At 55.3% G+C, this 17,934-nt stretch carries 17 protein-coding genes; 15 read left to right on the forward strand and 2 right to left on the reverse strand.

Features of this window, described 5'->3' with window-relative positions:
* Positions 1-102 precede the first annotated feature (102 nt).
* Positions 103-2,079, reverse strand: a complete 1,977-nt coding sequence (gene ggt, locus QA596_00285) for a gamma-glutamyltransferase (GenBank protein MDG5765880.1) — start codon at positions 2,077-2,079, stop codon at positions 103-105.
* A gap of 249 nt (positions 2,080-2,328) precedes the next feature.
* On the opposite strand from ggt, the gene QA596_00290 reads away from it, so the two are divergent.
* The 15 genes from QA596_00290 to QA596_00360 all read left to right on the forward strand — a co-directional run bounded on the left by QA596_00290 (position 2,329) and on the right by QA596_00360 (position 17,271).
* Positions 2,329-3,159 (forward strand): serine acetyltransferase, encoded by an 831-nt coding sequence (locus QA596_00290; protein MDG5765881.1) that lies wholly within the window; start codon positions 2,329-2,331, stop codon positions 3,157-3,159.
* Between the two features lie 60 nt (positions 3,160-3,219).
* Positions 3,220-4,116: a cysteine synthase CysM gene (gene cysM, locus QA596_00295; GenBank protein MDG5765882.1), complete on the forward strand. Its 897-nt coding sequence runs from the start codon at positions 3,220-3,222 to the stop codon at positions 4,114-4,116.
* 132 nt (positions 4,117-4,248) lie between these two features.
* Positions 4,249-4,845: a transcription antitermination factor NusB gene (gene nusB, locus QA596_00300; protein ID MDG5765883.1), complete on the forward strand. Its 597-nt coding sequence runs from the start codon at positions 4,249-4,251 to the stop codon at positions 4,843-4,845.
* 294 nt (positions 4,846-5,139) lie between these two features.
* Positions 5,140-6,240 carry a redox-regulated ATPase YchF gene (gene ychF / locus QA596_00305; GenBank protein MDG5765884.1) on the forward strand — a complete coding sequence of 367 codons (1,101 nt, stop codon included), beginning with the start codon at positions 5,140-5,142 and terminating at the stop codon, positions 6,238-6,240.
* Positions 6,241-6,483: 243 nt separating this feature from the next.
* Entirely contained in the window at positions 6,484-8,439 is a 1,956-nt protein-coding gene (gene thrS / locus QA596_00310; GenBank protein ID MDG5765885.1) for a threonine--tRNA ligase, read from the forward strand.
* Positions 8,440-8,562: 123 nt separating this feature from the next.
* On the forward strand, positions 8,563-9,117 hold the full coding sequence (gene infC, locus QA596_00315) for a translation initiation factor IF-3 (protein ID MDG5765886.1): 555 nt from the start codon (positions 8,563-8,565) through the stop codon (positions 9,115-9,117).
* A 140-nt stretch (positions 9,118-9,257) separates the two neighbouring features.
* Complete coding sequence (gene rpmI / locus QA596_00320; protein ID MDG5765887.1) at positions 9,258-9,455, forward strand: 50S ribosomal protein L35; 198 nt, start codon at positions 9,258-9,260, stop codon at positions 9,453-9,455.
* 33 nt (positions 9,456-9,488) lie between these two features.
* Complete coding sequence (gene rplT / locus QA596_00325) at positions 9,489-9,842, forward strand: 50S ribosomal protein L20 (GenBank protein ID MDG5765888.1); 354 nt, start codon at positions 9,489-9,491, stop codon at positions 9,840-9,842.
* Positions 9,843-10,069: 227 nt separating this feature from the next.
* Complete coding sequence (pheS, locus tag QA596_00330; GenBank protein ID MDG5765889.1) at positions 10,070-11,089, forward strand: phenylalanine--tRNA ligase subunit alpha; 1,020 nt, start codon at positions 10,070-10,072, stop codon at positions 11,087-11,089.
* Positions 11,090-11,240: 151 nt separating this feature from the next.
* On the forward strand, positions 11,241-13,748 hold the full coding sequence (gene pheT / locus QA596_00335; GenBank protein MDG5765890.1) for a phenylalanine--tRNA ligase subunit beta: 2,508 nt from the start codon (positions 11,241-11,243) through the stop codon (positions 13,746-13,748).
* A gap of 47 nt (positions 13,749-13,795) precedes the next feature.
* The gene (locus QA596_00340; protein MDG5765891.1) at positions 13,796-14,239 is read left to right on the forward strand and encodes a hypothetical protein; all 444 of its coding nucleotides are present in this window, start codon (positions 13,796-13,798) and stop codon (positions 14,237-14,239) included.
* A 119-nt stretch (positions 14,240-14,358) separates the two neighbouring features.
* Positions 14,359-14,670, forward strand: a complete 312-nt coding sequence (locus QA596_00345; protein ID MDG5765892.1) for a cell division protein ZapA — start codon at positions 14,359-14,361, stop codon at positions 14,668-14,670.
* Between the two features lie 325 nt (positions 14,671-14,995).
* Positions 14,996-15,811 (forward strand): TIGR00282 family metallophosphoesterase, encoded by an 816-nt coding sequence (locus tag QA596_00350; protein ID MDG5765893.1) that lies wholly within the window; start codon positions 14,996-14,998, stop codon positions 15,809-15,811.
* Positions 15,808-16,509, forward strand: a complete 702-nt coding sequence (locus QA596_00355; protein MDG5765894.1) for an ABC transporter ATP-binding protein — start codon at positions 15,808-15,810, stop codon at positions 16,507-16,509. The genes QA596_00350 and QA596_00355 overlap by 4 nt, the downstream gene beginning before the upstream one ends.
* A 75-nt stretch (positions 16,510-16,584) precedes the next feature.
* The gene (locus tag QA596_00360; protein MDG5765895.1) at positions 16,585-17,271 is read left to right on the forward strand and encodes a tetratricopeptide repeat protein; all 687 of its coding nucleotides are present in this window, start codon (positions 16,585-16,587) and stop codon (positions 17,269-17,271) included.
* 259 nt (positions 17,272-17,530) lie between these two features.
* On the opposite strand, the gene QA596_00365 is transcribed toward QA596_00360, so the two are convergent.
* Positions 17,531-17,932, reverse strand: a complete 402-nt coding sequence (locus tag QA596_00365) for a DUF2721 domain-containing protein (protein MDG5765896.1) — start codon at positions 17,930-17,932, stop codon at positions 17,531-17,533.
* Positions 17,933-17,934 lie beyond the last annotated feature (2 nt).

Consider the following 17,934-nt stretch of genomic DNA (forward strand, 5'->3'; position numbering starts at 1 on the left):
GTTGCACACTGTACAAAAGCAGATTAACCTCGGGTTTACGTGCTGTCTGAAGAAAAGTTGCAACACCCGGCGGATGGTTCTTAACATGCGCCTTTACTGCGGTCAATCGCCTTTCGCCACGCCCTCCATGCGAGGGTCGGCGCCTCCGCGCCAACGATAACGGACACCCTGGGCCGGCTCCCTGTCTACTCCGGTTTCGAGCGCGGCGGTGTTCCGGCCGGCCGGATGGTCTGTCTGCCCCTGAGGAGATCTCTTATCGCGCGCATCCGTTGCTCCCGATACGCGGTTTGCCGCGCCGCCCCGGTATTCGTCCGGGATCCGTTCGATGCCGTGCACCCCGCTCTCGAGCGGCAGCACGCTCACCTGATGGCCCATGCCGGAGAGCAGCTCCGCATATTCGGCCCACTCCGTGCCCTTCTCGATCTCCAGCTCATTGCCGCGATGCAGCAGATTGGGCAGTGCGATGGCCTCCTGCAGGGGGAGCCCCCAGTCAAGGACCCCGATCAGGGTTTTAAGCACATAGCCGATAATCCGGCTTCCTCCGCGCGATCCCACGAGCAAAAGGACGTCACCATCTTCATCCAGAACCATAACGGGTGCCATGGAGCTGCGCGGCCGTTTGCCGGGTGCCACGGCGTTGGGGGAATAGTAGCCGTTCCGGTGCGGGTCGAAGGTGAAGTCCGTGAGCTGGTTATTCAGCAGGAACCCGTTGGCCATGATTCTGTTGCCGAATGGCGCCTCTATGGATGTCGTCATGGAGACCATGTTGCCCCTGGCGTCTGCAATTGAAAAATGGGCCGTGCCGGTGGTTTTGAGGTCGTCGCCATGTTCGGACGGGGATTTGCCCGCGGTATGGAAGATCTGCGGATTGTTGCGTTCGGCATCATCCGGCTGGGGGTGCCACCCCGGAGGCCGGCCCGGAGCTGCCGACGTCATGGCGTGACCGGGATCAATCAGCGCCGCACGGGCGGCGAGGTAGGTGGAGTCGATGAGTCCGGCTACCGGAACCGGGACAAAAGCCGGATCTCCGATAAACCGGGCCCGGTCGGCGAATGCGAGCCGGGATGCCTCGGCTATCAGATGGAGTGCTCCGGGATCACCCGGAGGCATTTCGTCGATGGGAAAGTGCTCCAGCATCCCGAGGATCTGCAACAGGGCGATTCCTCCCGAAGAAGGAGGCGGGATGCCGCATATCGTCCGGTTCCGGTAGCGGGCGCACACGGCGTCCCGGTTTACCGGCTGATAATCCAGAAAGTCGCGGCGGGTAAGGTCGCTCCGTCCCGGCCAGCGTGCATCGGCGGCATCGATCATCGGACCGGTAAGGGGTCCAGAATAGAAGGCTTCGGGGCCTTCGGCGGCGATGAGGCGGAAGGTGCGCGCCAGTTCCGGATTCCTGAGTACGGGGTCATCCGCCCTGCGCGGTCGCACAAAGTGCCGTCGTGTATCACGAAAGATCCAGAGTGTCGGGTCGTTGTCTATTTGTCGTTTCAGCCGGCCGGACATCGGCACGCCGCTTTCGGCGAGGGCCGCCGCCGGCTCGAACAGTTCGCTCCACGGGAGGCTGCCGAAATCACTGTGTGCCCTGTGAAGCATGGCCGGGATTCCGGGCACTCCGGTGGCGAGTCCGGTGGGAACCGCTGCCCACAGCGGGAGAGTACGGCCACCCACCATGAAACGGGTATCGGTTGCAGCGGCCGGGGCGGTCTCTCTGCCGTCATAAACCGTCAGTTCTCCCGTCACTCCATCCCTGTAAAGCATAAAACCGCCACCGCCGATTCCACTTTCCGGCGGCTCAACGACGGTCAGCGCCATTTGCACGGCTACGGCGGCATCGACCGCATTCCCCCCATTCCGAAGAATTTCGAGTCCGGCTTCGACAGCCAGAGGATGGGAGGCAGATATCATGTACTCTTCGGCAAGCATCTGCTTACCGGCTTTCTCGTCGAGGCGGTTCACATCATACCCTTCCCCGCAGGAAGTCAGTGTCATGGCGACGATCAGCAGCAGGCATCTGCTCACGGCACTTGCGGCATCCTTTCCCGGTATGTCATTAAAAAGCGGACTCATATCTGTTACCATGTATTGATGAAAACCGTTTGCCGGGTTCGCACCCAGAATCGGTCAACCGTGCTACGCAGGAACGTTAACCTCCGTTTCGACTGAAATCAACTCCTTTCTTTCCGCGTGTTCGGGCAGAAGGCCGGCGGCGGAAATCCGGATGAACCCGTGGCGCGCCATACTTGTTGCCATCAATGCAAGGCGAAAAACAGTGATAATTTCAATATCTTTCGGGCTGATCAGATACAGACAGACCCGAGCAGGCATAACATGGAGAAAAAATTCCTTCAGGAACTATTTGACGAACACAGAAGGGCGGAAAGCTGCCCTTCTCCGGAACAGGTGGTGGCCTTTTTCAACCGGTTGCTGGGATTGCTGTTTCCGGAATACAGCAACACGCGATACCGAAGTATCGAGAAGCTGGAGAAACTCGACGCCGGGCTGAAGCGGGAGTTCTGTGATGTTCTTAAAAAGTGTTCGGAGTGTCCGGGCACCCATGTGGAGGAACTTGCCGAGGCGTTCTGGTCAGAGTTGCCCAACATCAAGGCCGGACTGGAACATGACATTCAGGCCATTTACGAGGGCGATCCTGCGGCAAAAAGCCGTACCGAAGTGGTGCGCACCTACCCCGGCTTTTACGCGATCACCTCATACCGCATCGCCCATTATCTGCATGGCAAAGGGTATCGGCTCCTCTCGCGCATGATCACCGAAAACGCCCACAGCCGTACCGGGATCGATATCCATCCCGGTGCAAAAATCGGGCAACATTTCTGCATCGACCACGGAACCGGAATTGTAATCGGGGAAACGACGGTCATCGGCGATTATGTCAAGATCTATCAGGGGGTTACCCTGGGCGCGCTGAGTGTGCGGAAGGAGGATGCGGCGGTGAAGCGCCACCCGACCATCGGCGATCATGCCGTAATCTACGCCGGAGCCACCATCCTGGGGGGTGAAACCGATGTCGGCTCCCACAGCGTGATCGGCGGGAACGTCTGGCTCACCGAAAGTGTACCGGAATGGACACGGGTCACTTATGTCGCCCGTCAGGAAAACCGCAGCGCCCTGAAGAATTCCGTTCAGGACAGCGGCGAATAACAGATTACGAACCAGTTCCGGTTCCGGTACATGGAGCCGGGCAACACATACCAATCAGCCATGACTCTGGAAGACCTTATCGGCAATACTCCCATAGTGCGCCTGCCACACCTGTCCCCTTCGCCAGATGTGGCCATCTACGCGAAACTTGAAGGGCGCAATCCCGGCGGGAGTGTCAAGGACCGGGCGGCTTTCGGAATGATCAACGCCGCGCTCGAACGGGGTGACATCCAACCCGGAGACAAGCTGGTGGAGGCAACCAGCGGCAATACCGGGATCGCCCTGGCCATGATCGCCCGGCTCAAGAACCTGCACATGACGCTTGTGATGCCGGACAACTCAACCCGGGAACGAATCGACACCATGCGTGCCTACGGTGCGGAGCTGATTTTGACTCCCGGCGAAAAAACGATCGAATACTCCCGTACCGTTGCCGAAGAGATGGCCGAAACCGGGGAGTACTATCTGCTCAACCAGTTTGCCAATGCCGACAACTACCGGATGCACGAACGCACCACCGGACCGGAGATCTGGAGGGACACCAAAGGCTCCATCACCCACTTCGTCTCCTCGATGGGTACCACCGGTACTATCATGGGCGTTTCACGTTATCTCAAGGGACAGAACCCGGATGTTCAGATTGTTGGCGTACAGCCTACCGAAGGGTCGCAGATTCCGGGAATCCGCCGCTGGTCGCCGGAGTTCCTCCCGAAGATATTCGAAGCCGACCGTGTTGACCGTATCATCGACGTAAGCCAGGAGGAGTCGACGGCCATGACCCGCCGGCTTGCCCGGGAGGAGGCCATATTCGCCGGCATGAGCAGCGGCGGGTGTGTCGCCGCCGCCGTGAAACTGGCAGAGGATTTGGAGCAGGGCGTGGTAGTCTGCATCGTTTGCGATATCGGTGACCGGTACCTGAGTTCACCATTGTTTGCCGAAGAAGGGCACGCCGGATAGGGGCATTGCTCGCGGCCGGCCGCTGCGAGTCTTCCGCTGCGATAACACCACACGATTATCCCTCCCATTTTTAGTTGTAACATTCGTATCTTGTAAAGATTTAACCGACGGCAGCAATCACGAAAACAAGGTATGTCCAACAGGCGAAAAATTCGGGAAACCGTACTTCAGGCGATTTATTCTTCCATCATCGGCGACCATTCTCCCGAGCATGTTCTTCAAACCATTGTCAAACCGAACCTGAGCCAGGACACCGCCGGTCTTGCCTTCGCCGAAAAACTGTATCTGCGGTCTTTGGACAACCGGAGCGATGTTGAGGAGATCATCAGTAAGCATATCGCCAACTGGGAAATCGAGAGGCTGGCAACGGTGGACCGTTTTATTCTTCAGATGGCCATAACGGAGCTGCTCACGTTTGAAGACATCCCCACAAAAGTGACCATCAACGAGGCCATTGAAATTGCCAAAGAGTATTCTACGGCAAAATCGGGGCGGTTCGTGAACGGCATCCTCGACGCCGCCCTGATATCGCTTCAGCAGGAAGGCAAGCTGAAGAAAAAGGGCCGCGGCCTTATCGATGCCCCGGCAAGAAGGCCGCACGCCGGGCCGGTGGATTACGGGCAGGATGAGGATTTTCCGGAGGATGCTTCTCAGCAGGAGCCGATAGACCCCGACCGGCCGGCTGCAACCAAAAAAAAGCGGATCAAACGGCCCAAGCGATCACCGTAATCCGCGCAATCGGTGGCATGGAAACCCCGCAAAGCTCTTCCTCCGTTAAACCGGCATCGCAAAAATCTGCCGGATGTCACGGTTTTCAGAAGAACGTGCCGGCACGCATTCATCGCAGGAGCCGTTTCCAAACCCTTCCGGTCGACGAAGTAAATATGGCCGGCAAAGCGGCTCACCCGGCCAATTGATATACCTGGCCGAAATCCCGGCGGCCTGCAGCAAACCCGAGTATTATCTGGCGCGATTACCGTTGCCAGTCCGTTTTTTCAATTTAACCCAATCAGTCATTTACCTATGAGTCTCACCTGTGGAATTGTCGGTTTGCCGAATGTCGGCAAATCAAGCTTGTTCAATGCGTTAAGCAACGCCGGAGCCGAGGCGGCCAACTTCCCGTTCTGCACTATCGATCCAAATGTGGGCATCGTGCCCGTACCTGACGAACGTCTGGATCATCTGGCGGAGCTGGTCAATCCCCGCCAGGTGACCCCCACATCCATCGAGTTCGTGGATATTGCCGGCCTGGTAAAAGGGGCTTCGGAAGGCAAGGGCAAAGGCAATGCGTTCCTGTCGCATATTCGGGAGGTGGACCTGATCATCCATGTTGTCCGGTGTTTTCAGGATGATGACGTGGTGCATGTGGAGGGCGGCATAGACCCGGTCCGTGACATCGGCATCATTGAGAGCGAATTGTTGTTCAAGGACCTCGAAACACTGGAGCGGCGGGAAGAGCGCGTGAAAAAAATGGCGAAATCCGGCGACAAGGCGCTTCAAAACCAGCTCTACAGTCTGGAGCAGCTCCGCCACCACATTGAAGAAGGCAAGCCGGTGCGTTCGTACAGTGGCTGGGACCCGGCCAATCCCGCCTTTCAGGAGCTGTTTTTCCTGACGGCAAAGAAAGTGCTCTACCTGTGCAACGTCTCCGAAGACGACCTTCCCGAAGGCGAGGGCAACAGTTACGTTATGAGCGTTCAGGAACACGCGGAGAAAGAGGGAGCGGAAACGGTGGTCGTATGTGCCAAGATCGAAGCGGAGATCGCCGAACTGGATGAGGAGGAGAAGCGGGAGTTCCTGGCTTCGCTGAACCTGAAGGAGTCGGGACTGAAGCGGCTCATATCGGCGGCCTACAGCAAGCTGGGACTGATCACTTTCTTCACCGCCGGCCCGAAAGAGGTGCGGGCATGGACCATCACCCGAGGGACCAAAGCGCCCCAGGCAGCCGGGGTCATTCACTCCGATTTTGAAAAGGGATTCATCCGGGCGGAAACCATATCGTTCGACGATTACTCCGCATGCAAATCGGAAGCGGCAGCACGGGAAGCGGGAAAAATGCGATCGGAAGGGCGCGGGTACACGGTCAAGGACGGAGATGTGATCCTGTTCCGCTTTAATGTATGATCCGAAGAGAATTTCTGTTATTGTAGTCTTATATTGCGACGTTCCGACCGTTTCTGATCCGGTACCGATGGCGGAGAATGCCGACATCCCATCCGCAGCAACAGATTGCGGAAACCGGTCAGGGACCCTTCCTCCCGCAAATGGGCGTCGTTGCAAATTCGGCCCTGCCCTTGCAACCGGATGCAGCCGGACGAAAAGGGTCAGAGGATATCATTTCAAACCAACAAGTCAAAACCGCGTTACATGTCAGCACAGACCACCGACAAAGAGCAGCAACTGACGTTTACCTTTCCCGACGGTAGTGAAAAACAGTTCCCGGCAGGCGTTACGGGACATGAAATTGCCGGATCGATTTCGGGCCGGCTGGCCAGGGAAGCCCTCAGCATCACCATCGACAACACGGTAGTGGATTTGCATCGACCGCTGCACTCCGGCGGCAGGATCACGATTAACACCTGGGATGATGAAGACGGCAGGATGGCGTTCTGGCACTCATCGGCCCACGTTCTGGCCGAAGCGGTGGAAGCACTCTACCCCGGCGTAAAACTGGGTATTGGTCCGCCCATCGAACAAGGTTTTTACTATGACATCGATTTCGGAGACCGTCACATCGGCACCGAGGACCTTCCGGCGATTGAGAAAAAAATGCTGGAGCTGGCCCGTCAGAAAAACCGATTTGAGCGGTTCGAAATTTCAAAAGACGAGGCGGTCGACCACTATCGCAAGAAAGACGATCCCTACAAGCTGGATCTTCTGGATGGGCTGGAAGATGGCACCATCAGCTTTTACAAGCAGGGCGCTTTCACCGATTTGTGCCGTGGTCCGCATATCCCCGATACCGGGAACATCAAGGCGATCAAACTGCTGAACACCGCCGGGGCTTACTGGCGCGGGGACAACAGCAGCAAGCAGTTGACCCGGATTTACGGCATCAGCTTCCCCAAGAAATCGATGCTTGACAGTTTTCTCACCCAGCTGGAGGAGGCCCGCAAGCGGGATCATAAAAAACTGGGTCCGCAGCTCGGCATCTATATGATCGACCGGATGGTGGGAAGCGGCTTGCCCATGTGGCTGCCCAACGGAACCATTCTGCGCCGAACCCTCGAGGCTTTTTTGAGGGATGAGCAGGTGCGACGCGGTTATGAGGAGGTGATCACCCCCCACATCGGGAACCTGGAGCTGTACCGCACATCCGGCCATTACCCCTATTACAAGGATTCGCAATTTGCCCCGATGGAGATCGACGACGAGGGGTACCTTCTGAAGCCGATGAACTGCCCGCATCACCACCGGATATACGACCACGAGATGCGAAGCTACCGTGATTTGCCGGTAAGGCTCGCGGAGTTCGGCACGGTTTACCGCTACGAACAAACCGGCGAGCTCAACGGCCTTTCGCGCGTCAGGGGATTCACCCAGGACGATGCGCACATCTATTGCACCAACGACCAGCTCAAGCAGGAAATCATTCACTGTATCGAGCTCACCCAGTTTGTTTTCTCCACATTCAACATGCCGGTCGATATCCGTCTCTCCTTCCGGGACGAAAGCGAGGAGAAATACGGCGGCGACCTGGAGCTGTGGGAACGCGCGCAGCGGGAAATCCGGGAAGCGGCCGACGAAATGGAGCTGGAGTACAAAATCGCCGAGGGCGAAGCCAGCTTCTACGGACCCAAAATCGATTTTATCATCCACGATGCGCTGGGTCGAAAATGGCAGCTTGGCACGGTGCAGGTGGATTACGTTATGCCGGAGCGGTTTGACCTGACCTATGTGGGTTCCGACAATCAGAAACACCGGCCGGTGATCATCCACAGAGCGCCATTCGGCTCGATGGAGCGGTTCACGAGCATACTGATAGAGCACTTTGCAGGATACTTCCCGCTGTGGCTGAGTCCGCAGCAGGCGGTCATCATTCCGGTATCGGACCAGTTCAATGACCTGGCGGAGACTTACAGGGAGCAGCTTGAACAGGCGGGCATTAGGGTGAAAAGCGACCTTCGGGGGGAGCAAATCGGCGCAAAAATCCGAAATGCGGAAACCCGAAAGATCCCATATATGTTAATAGTGGGTGAAAAAGAGGCTGAAAATCACAGCGTGTCGGTCAGAAAACACAAAAAAGGTGACATCGGCAGCTTTAATTTTTCAGATTTTCTTTCGATTATAAAAAAGGAAGTGGACGAAAAAGTGTTGCCGTAACGTTCATTCGGGGTCACATGCAGCGAAATGTGCGGCATGATGCATTCACCGGGAAGCCCTGGTGACTCCCCGTGGAAGCCGGCACGATCGTCTTAAATTTTAAAAAAAAACGGAGAAACAGCCATCGGAAAACGATTTAAAAGTTATCCCGTCCGCAGAGCGGAACCCAAAGAACGGGTCAATGAACAGATTCGTGCGGATGTGGTCCGGGTGATCAAGCCCGATAACGAACACGTCATCATCCCCATACAGGAGGCGCTGGACATGGCCGGCCGCCTGAACCGTGACCTGGTTGAAGTCGCACCGAATGCAGATCCGCCGGTGTGCAAGATTATGGATCACGGCAAATACATCTTTGAGAAGAAGAAAAAGGAGAAAGAGGCCAAGAAGAAGCAGCATGTCGTGGTTCTCAAGGAGCTTCGGTTCCGGCCACAGACCGACGACCACGACTATGAGTTCAAAAAGCGCCATGCCGAAGGATTCCTGAAAGAGGGAAACAAGGTAAAAGCGACGGTTCAGTTCAAGGGGCGTGACATCATATACAGTGATCAGGGTAAAAAGCTGCTGGACCGGCTCACCAAGGATCTTGAAGATCTGGGCAAGGTGGAAACTCCGGCCAAGCTGGAGGGCAAACGCATGTCGATGGTTATCGCGCCGTCAAAAGGGCCCGGCTCCTGAACCTGCCCGGCAGCTCTCCCTCTGACCGCAAGCCATGGAATGCCGGGGTGACACTATGGGTATCGAGTCTACCTTGCTGCTCACCATCCTTTTTACTATATTGTGTTCTTGCAAAATTTTAACGAATTACCGGGTGTATCATGCCTAAAATGAAAACCATAAGCGGCGCCAAGAAGCGTTTCAAGCTGACAAAGTCCGGCAAAATCAAGCGCAAGAAGGCGTTCGCCAGCCATATTCTTACCAAGAAGACACCGAAGAGAAAGCGGAATCTGCGTGCTGCAACATTGGTGGACAAATCCGATGCCCCTCGCATGCGTGATCTGATTCCATACGCTTAATCTCATATCAACAACCATTAAAATCCTGATAAAATGCCACGATCGTCCAATAATGTGGCTTCCCGTCGCCGTCGCAAACGCGTATTAGAGCGTGCGAAAGGTTACTGGGGTGCAAGGAGCAAAGTCTACACTGTCGCGAAAAATGCGGTAGAAAAGGCCCTTCAGTACCAGTATCGCGACAGGAGAGTCCGCAAAAGAGAATTCAGAAAACTCTGGATAGCCCGTATCAACGCGGCGGCCCGCCTTAACGACACGACCTATTCCAAACTGATGGGCGCCTTGAAAGCCCGGAATATGGAAATCAACCGGAAAGTGCTTGCCGACCTGGCAGTTCACGACCCCCAGGCCTTCAGTGCCGTGGTTGAAACGGCTCTCAAGAAATCCTGACGGTTTTCAAAGCCTCCAGCCGGCAGTATCCCAGCGATGCTGCCGGTTTTTTTATTTTTTGCTTCCGTGACTGCAGCGGCACACCGGAATCCCATTTCGCTTTTCCCTATATTCCGGCTCATGGTACCAAACGTATCTGATTCCCGTTCAGTGACATCGGCTGCGGGTTCGGATCAGGGCACGTTTGACGCTGCCACGACATCCACCAAACAGTTTTTTATTCTGATATGGCAACCCCTCCTGATATTGACGCGGTAAAAAAGGAAATTTCATCGATCACGCTGGATTCGGCGGAAAACCTGGAAACTTTCCGCCTGAAGTATCTGTCGCGGAAAGGGCTCATCACCGGTATGCTCGCCGGAATCGGCAAGGCCGCTCCGGAGGACCGCGCACGTCTTGGCAAGGAGCTTAACGAACTCAAGAAACTGGCCGACTCCCGGTTTGAAGAGGCGAAACAGGCACTGACCGCCTCCGCCACATCGCATGCCGCCGCCACCGACGACCCCACCCTGCCGCCGGCGCCGCTTCCCGTCGGCTCCACCCATCCCCTCACCCAGACTCTTGAGGAGATAAAATCCATTTTCTACCGCCTCGGGTTTACCATTGCGGACGGCCCCGAACTTGAAGATGACTTCCACAATTTCACGGCGCTCAACTTCCCGCCCGAACATCCGGCAAGGGATATGCAGGATACGTTTTTTATCCGAAAGGATGAGCGTCAGCCGGAGCGGGATCTGGTTCTGCGGACCCACACCTCACCGGTGCAGATCCGCCTTATGAAGGAGCAGAAACCGCCGTTTCGCGCCATTATGCCCGGACGCGTATACCGAAACGAGTCCATCACCGCCAAATCGTACTGCCTGTTCCATCAGGTCGAGGGACTGTATGTCGATAAGGGCGTAAGCCTGGCGGATCTCAAACACACCCTGATCACTTTTGCCGGGCATCTGTTCGGGAAGAATCTGAAGTACCGGATTCGCCCCTCCTTTTTTCCGTTTACCGAGCCCAGCCTCGAAATGGACATCTGGTGGGAAACCGGCAGCCGACCCGGTCAGTGGATGGAGATCCTCGGTGCGGGTATGGTGCACCCCAACGTGCTCAAGGCGGTGGATATAGACCCGGAAGTTTATACCGGATTCGCCTTTGGAATGGGTGTGGAGCGCATTACCATGTCGCGCTACGAAATCGACGACATTCGCCTGCTGTACGACAACGACCTCCGTTTCCTCAATCAGTTTCCCGGATGACGGCGCAGGCATGCGGCTCCGTTCTCCAGGAAGGAACGCTGGAACGGCGGCCGCATGAAACGGCTCCGAGGCCGTCCGTACCACAGCAGCCGGGCACCCCTCATCTTGATCATTCACTTTTTGAAATCACATATTCAGGACAGATAAACCGATGAAAATCTCGTACAACTGGCTATCCCGCTACCTCTCAGAAATACCGGACCCCGCCGAAACCGCCGAGCGCCTCACCCTTACCGGCCTGGAAGTCGAAGAGATCGAAGAAACCGGAGCCGATCTGAGTGGCATCGTGGTGGGAGAAGTGCTTGAAGTGAAACCCCATCCTGATGCCGACCGGCTGGTTGTCTGCACGGTGGATATCGGAGATGACGGGATTTCACAAATCGTCTGCGGGGCTCCGAATGTTGCGGCCGGACAAAAAGTGCCCGTCGCTACAGTGGGCTCGGTGCTTCCCAAACCACTGCCCGACGGCAAGCCGTTTAAAATCCGGAAAGCCAAAATCCGGGGGCAAAAATCCGCCGGAATGATCTGTGCCGAGGATGAACTGGGGCTGGGCGACGACCACAGCGGAATCATGGTGCTGGACCCCTCCATCAAGGCGGGTACCCCGTTTTCTGAAGTGGCCGGGGTAGAAAAAGATTCGGTGTACGAAATCGGTCTGACCCCCAACCGGCCCGATGCAACCTGCCATCTGGGAGTTGCACGGGATCTCGCTGCCGCTACCGGAGCCGCCCTCAAAAAACCGCTGGAGAACCTGCCGCACATATCGGCACCTCTTCCTCCGGACACCATCCGTATCGTCGATACCGACAAATGTCACCGCTATGTGGGGATTCTGGTACGCGGCGCCAACGTTGATGAATCGCCCCAATGGCTCAAAGAGTCTCTGCTGGCGATTGGCCTTCGTCCCGTCAACAATGTGGTGGATATTACCAATTTCGTGCTTCAGGAACTGGGTCAGCCGCTGCACGCATTTGATTACCGGCATCTGGCCGGCGGGATAATTGAAGTCCGTTCCTTTGAAAACGACCGGAAGTTTACGACCCTCGATGACGTGGAGCGCACCGTACCCGCAGGCTCGCTGTTTATTTGTGACGCAGAAAAGCCGGTGGCCCTGGCCGGGGTCATGGGTGGACTTAATTCGGAAATTGAGTCTGAAAGCAGTGATATCCTGATCGAATCGGCCTGGTTTGAACCCACCGGAATCCGGAAGACCGCCCGGCAACTGGCTCTGCAAACGGACTCCTCCTACCGTTTTGAGCGGGGAGTTGATCCCAATCTGACCCGCAACGCGGCTCTTCGCTGCGCACAGCTGATCATCGAAGTGTGCGGCGGAACCATTGAAGGGATGGAGGATGTCCACCCGGTGAAAACGGAACCCCTGGAAGTGGAATTGCGCCATGACCGCCTCAACCGGCTTTTGGGCATGGAAATTGATCCCGATGTGGCCGTAACGCTTCTGGAGCGGCTTGAAATCGCGGTGAGCAGCGAGCGTGCGGAACCCCTGACCTGGAAATGCCGGGTGCCCACGTTTCGCCCCGACATCACCACCGAAATTGACCTGATCGAGGAGGTGGCCAGGATATACGACTACAATAACATCCCGGATCCCGAACACATTGCGATTGCGCAGCCCGAACCGATTCCCTACGGAGAAACCTTCCGTGAAAACATCCGGAGGGCAGCCGTTTCTGCAGGTCTCAAGGAGATCTACTCCAACAGCCTGTTGCCGGAACAACTGCTTGACCCCCTCGGCGGAGAGGCGGTTGTAGTGCCCACGCTTAACCCCATCACCAAAGACCAGGCGCTGCTGCGTACCAGTCTGAAGTACGGATTTCTCCGTTCGGCGGCCTACAATTTCAACCGCAACGCCGCTGGTGTCCGTTTTTTTGAAATAGGCAATGTATTTCGTCGCGCCGAAAACGGAGGCACCTGGATTGAGGGCATCCACGAATCCACCCACATTCATATCGGGGTGGCGGGACAGGCCTCGCCGGAACACTGGAAAACCGACGCCAGGGCGTTTGACCTGTTTGACCTGAAGGCGCTGGTTAACGCCATGCTCAGCAAACTCGGCATCGGACACCTGACACGCTGGGAGTCGGCCGATAACCGCCTGCTGCTGGTTGCCAATAATCCTGCCGGGACGAGCAACGGACAGGGCGGATCAGCCGGCAGTTCGGGGAACATCGCGGACCGCTCCGTTTCACCGCCGTCATCTGCAGACGATAACATCATCGGCATCCTGGAAGCCGTTGACAGCGAATGGAAAAAACGGACGGAAGTGGAAACGGCCGCATTTTCGGCCGAGCTGAACATCGGCAAACTCGAACTAATTGCGCGGCAGGCCGGACAGCGGATATACAAGCCGGTATCCCGGTTCCCCGCATTTGAATTTGACCTTGCGCTGGTCGTGGATAAGTCCGTTGCAGCGGGCGATCTGGAGCGGAGGATGCATGATATTGCGGGAAAAATACTTAAGACTTCCGAGGTTTTTGACGTATTTGAGGGCGGTTCTCTGGAAAAACATCAAAAAAGCATTGCTTTTCGTCTGATGTTTCAGGATTATGAAAAAACATTAACCATAAATGACATCGACCCTGTCATCCGGAAGATTCTTAAAAAGCTGGATGAAGATTTTTCTGCAAAGTTGCGTTCTTGATGGATTAAAGGGCATAATTCGGGGCGTTCAAACATGGAGCGCGAAACGTGACGTATCAGGATCAACCATACTACAAGGAGTATCGTGATCTGCTCAAGGAGTTGTCCGGAGCGATTTCGACACTGAAAGCCGACAAAAAGCGCCTTGAAGAGGAGAACCGCGATTTGACCGGTGAGCTGAGGGCCGTGCGTTCGGAGCTGACGGAAGCCACAAATCTGCTGGACTCGCTGAAATCGGAAAATGAACATCTGAAGACGGCATCTCCGCAAACCGTGGCTACGGAAAGGCAAGCAGAAGCCTCCGCCTCTGCGGATTTCTCCGGAAAAGGCACCGGAGTTGCGCAATCCCTTTCAGCCAGAGATGCAGGAAGTAACGAATCTCCTTCCCTGTTTTCAGATCTGGATGAGAATGAAAAAATTATCCTTCGCCAGCAAATCCATGATCTGATCAGCCGAATCGACCACCATCTTGCCGGCTCCGGAAAAGCCTGAAACAGAGGATGGGTACCGGCATCCGGATCGGGGCGCCGGGCAACTGACAGATCCACGACAACATCACATCCGGAACAACCAATTTGGGGATATTCGAATCCCTTAACCGCCAGGTAGTTATGAAATCCATAAAAGTCTCCATACTGGGAAAAACGTATCCCCTCAAAATCAACGAAGGTGATGAAGAGGCCATGCTCAATATCGCCTCCTATGTCGACAAGCGGTTCTATGATTTCCGCAAGGCGCTGATCAACCAGCCGGAATCCACCATCATGGTGCTGGCGTCTCTCAGTATCGCCGAGGAACTCTTTCTCAAAAACAATGGAAACAGGCCGGATATAACCCCGGATGCCCCCAAAATCTTCGGAGAAATTAATGAATCCCTGCGTGAGATTTTGGATGACATTGAGCAGGAAAATCGCGATATTTAAGTTGTATTGAGTTACAACGCTTTTGAGGCAGGGTTAACATAAACAAGCACAACACTCAAAAACAAGGGCGTTTAACTTCGTTCGGCAATGCCAGGCCTCACGTCACCTCGCGTGAATAGTGGAAGGCAGACCCGATCGAGTGGATGCCCGCACTGTCATAGACGGTAGCTTGTCTTGTGCCTGCTTCATTAGCGTTTTTTTTATCCTTCTGCCCGCACTGTCGCCCGATTAATATTTGCCGCAGACATCCGGCCCCGCCTTGCCGGATGACGAACTGCACCAGACAGCGTGCATCAATCCAGACATAACCCAGGAAGGCTCACACATGTCGCAACCCGTAAAGGTTCTGTTCATCGGTGATATTGTCGGATCACCCGGCCTCTCCCTTCTGGAAACCCTGCTCCCCTCTCTCATCAGCAAATACGAAGCGCAGTTTGTCATCGCCAATGCGGAGAACTCCCATGAGGGTATGGGAATAAACGAAGAAATCATCCGGACTCTGTACCGGCTGGGAGTTCATGTGATTACTGGTGGAAATCACAGTTTTGCCAAGTGGAAGATCTATCCGTACATGAAAACGGACCCCCGGCTGCTGCGCCCCATGAACTATCCGAAGGGAGCGCACGGATACGGATTCGGCGTATACGACATACCTGATTCCGGTCACCGGATCGGAGTCGTAAACCTGCAGGGCCGAACCTATATGCAGCCGATCGATGATCCGTTTCGCGCCGGTGACTGGGTGCTCGAAAAAATCCGGCAGGAGACAAAAATGGTCTTCATCGACTTCCATGCCGAAGCTACAGCCGAAAAGATGGCCTTTGGGTGGTATATCGACGGGCGCGCCTCCGTAGTTGCCGGCACCCACACACACATACCGACCGCCGATGCACGGCTGCTGCCCAAAGGCACCGGTTATATTTCCGATGTGGGCATGACCGGCCCCTACCAGTCCGTTATCGGCATGGACAGAGACACGGCTGTCAAACGGTTCCTGCTCCAGACCCCCCACAAATACAAGATGGCCAACGGAGACAACCGGATCTGCGGCCTGTTTACAAAAATCGATCCCGAGAGCGGATCATGCATTCATATCGAGCCGATTATCTTTCCAGCATTTGAAACCGGAAAATCATCGTGAAGAAAGACGAATTGCTTCTCAAGGCAACCGATATCCACAAAACATATCGCGGAAAAACCGAACCTGTACAGGTTTTGAGAGGGCTTGATATTTCCATTCACCGAAATGACCTGGCTGCGATTGTCGGCGCCAGCGGTTCTGGTAAAAGCACGCTTCTCCACATTCTTGGGGGGCTGGATCGTCCCGACAGCGGCAGCATCCGCTTTCGCGACAGGGAACTCTCCTCTATGGATGACGAGACCCTGGCAGGGTTTCGAAATCGCAATATCGGGTTTGTATTTCAGTTTCATCACCTGCTTCCGGAATTCTCCGCCCTTGAAAACGTCTTCATGCCCGGACTCATCGCCGGAAAGTCCATGGCAGAGATCAAGCAGCGAGCCGAATACCTGCTCGAGGAGACGGGCCTGAAGGACCGGATCGACCACCGCCCTTCCGAACTCTCCGGCGGTGAACAGCAACGGGTAGCAGTCGCCCGCGCACTTATGAATGAGCCCGAGATCATCATGGCGGACGAACCCACGGGAAATCTGGACGAGCGGAATACCGAAAAACTGCTGGCCCTGCTGATGGACCTCAAGCAGAAAGAGCAGAGCGCCATCGTACTGATTACTCACGACCATCGAATTGCACACATCACCCCTTCGGTTTTCCATCTGCAGGAAGGGCGATTGACTCCCGAGAAAATGCACCATACCTGATTTTGTCCTCTGGCAAAACAGTCATATATTTACCTCACTTTTTAACATCGTTTTTTACCAGGTTAGAACAACATTATGGCCAAGCGACTCTCCAAAGAACAACTCGAAACGGATCCCCTCCTTACCAGTTACTATATTTTTGTCAGTTTCATCAAACGCAACATGACCGCCGTAATCGCCGTTTCGGTTGCGGTACTGGTCATCGTTGGCGGAGGAATCTATTACTATCTCCACTCCCAGGCCCAGGAACAGGAAGCCCAGGAGCTTCTGGCACAGGTGGATCCGGCATTCCAGGCCGGTGATTACGAAATCGCCCTCGAAGGGGGCAGCACCCGTATTACCGTGGGCCTGATCGACATCATCAACAATTATGGCCGTACCAATGCCGGCAACATGGCCCGCTATTACGCGGCCGTAGCAGAGTCGGAGCTGGGTAATTACGCCCAGGCGCGATACTACATCGAACGGTTCAACCCGCCCGAGGGGATACTCGGAGTAGGTCCGATCGCGCTCCACGGCGTCATTCTCGCAAATCTCGGTGAGTTTGAAGAGGCGGCGGATATCTTTGTTAAAGCAGCGGAGTGGGATAAAAACAACTCTACCACGCCCCAAAACCTGCTGCAAGCCGCCCAGGTGTCGATGGAAGCCAACAACTACAGCCGTGCCACAGAGTATGTGAACCGCATCCTGCGGGATTACCCGGATTCGGAATTTGTAGACCGGGCGCGCAGGCTGGAAGGCATGCTTCTGGCTCGCGGATAAGCCTAACGAATGGGAGTGAATCAGGCTCCGTTCACACCGCCCTTGCAAACGGTCACGTAAGTACCCTCAAGAAGGCGTTATTTTCCCTGTTCCGTACACTTTATATTTTTTTTAAGAAATATATAATAATCGGGTACTCTGAACCGTAACATAGTCAAGTGCAGCAAGCGAACAGCACTGCATGGACAGGACACAATAAACTACATTGACCTCTAAGTTTACAGCCCCGAATACTGATTCTATTCGGGGCTTCGTTTTTTCAGCTGTTTTTCTCACCGCTCATATCACTCAGCTGGATGTTCAACGCCCTGATCGAAATCTGGATTTCCCAGATGGACAAGCCCAGTGAGGCCAGAAGAAAAAGCATGCTGGCTCCGAAGGTATATTCCGCAGCCGTTATGTATCCCTGAAACAGGAGCAGCATGCAGAGTGCCGACAGGAACAGGCTGATCACGCCCAGGACCTGCATGTCACGAATCAGACGGGTTCGCAGCCGTAAATTGGCGATCTGTGAGACAAGGGCAGGGTCACCGTCCTCCTGATACCGTTTGTGAAGATTCCGGATAAGTGTGGCGAGGGTCAAAAAGCGGTTGGTATAGGCCAGCAATAAGAGAGAAATCGCCGGAAACAGAAGCGCCGGTGTCGCCAGGTCTAATGACATGA

Source organism: Balneolales bacterium ANBcel1 (genome assembly GCA_029688905.1).
Lineage (GTDB): Bacteria > Bacteroidota > Rhodothermia > Balneolales > Natronogracilivirgulaceae > SLLW01.

Coding starts and splice junctions, on each gene's coding strand:
- QA596_00360 (MDG5765895.1), top strand. CDS start 16,585: ATGGCCAAGCGACTCTCCAAAGAACAACTCGAAACGGATCCCCTCCTT.
- rpmI (MDG5765887.1), top strand. CDS start 9,258: ATGCCTAAAATGAAAACCATAAGCGGCGCCAAGAAGCGTTTCAAGCTG.
- ychF (MDG5765884.1), top strand. CDS start 5,140: ATGAGTCTCACCTGTGGAATTGTCGGTTTGCCGAATGTCGGCAAATCA.
- ggt (MDG5765880.1), bottom strand. CDS start 2,079: ATGGTAACAGATATGAGTCCGCTTTTTAATGACATACCGGGAAAGGAT.
- pheT (MDG5765890.1), top strand. CDS start 11,241: ATGAAAATCTCGTACAACTGGCTATCCCGCTACCTCTCAGAAATACCG.
- cysM (MDG5765882.1), top strand. CDS start 3,220: ATGACTCTGGAAGACCTTATCGGCAATACTCCCATAGTGCGCCTGCCA.
- rplT (MDG5765888.1), top strand. CDS start 9,489: ATGCCACGATCGTCCAATAATGTGGCTTCCCGTCGCCGTCGCAAACGC.
- nusB (MDG5765883.1), top strand. CDS start 4,249: ATGTCCAACAGGCGAAAAATTCGGGAAACCGTACTTCAGGCGATTTAT.
- pheS (MDG5765889.1), top strand. CDS start 10,070: ATGGCAACCCCTCCTGATATTGACGCGGTAAAAAAGGAAATTTCATCG.
- QA596_00365 (MDG5765896.1), bottom strand. CDS start 17,932: ATGTCATTAGACCTGGCGACACCGGCGCTTCTGTTTCCGGCGATTTCT.
- QA596_00350 (MDG5765893.1), top strand. CDS start 14,996: ATGTCGCAACCCGTAAAGGTTCTGTTCATCGGTGATATTGTCGGATCA.
- QA596_00290 (MDG5765881.1), top strand. CDS start 2,329: ATGGAGAAAAAATTCCTTCAGGAACTATTTGACGAACACAGAAGGGCG.
- QA596_00345 (MDG5765892.1), top strand. CDS start 14,359: ATGAAATCCATAAAAGTCTCCATACTGGGAAAAACGTATCCCCTCAAA.
- thrS (MDG5765885.1), top strand. CDS start 6,484: ATGTCAGCACAGACCACCGACAAAGAGCAGCAACTGACGTTTACCTTT.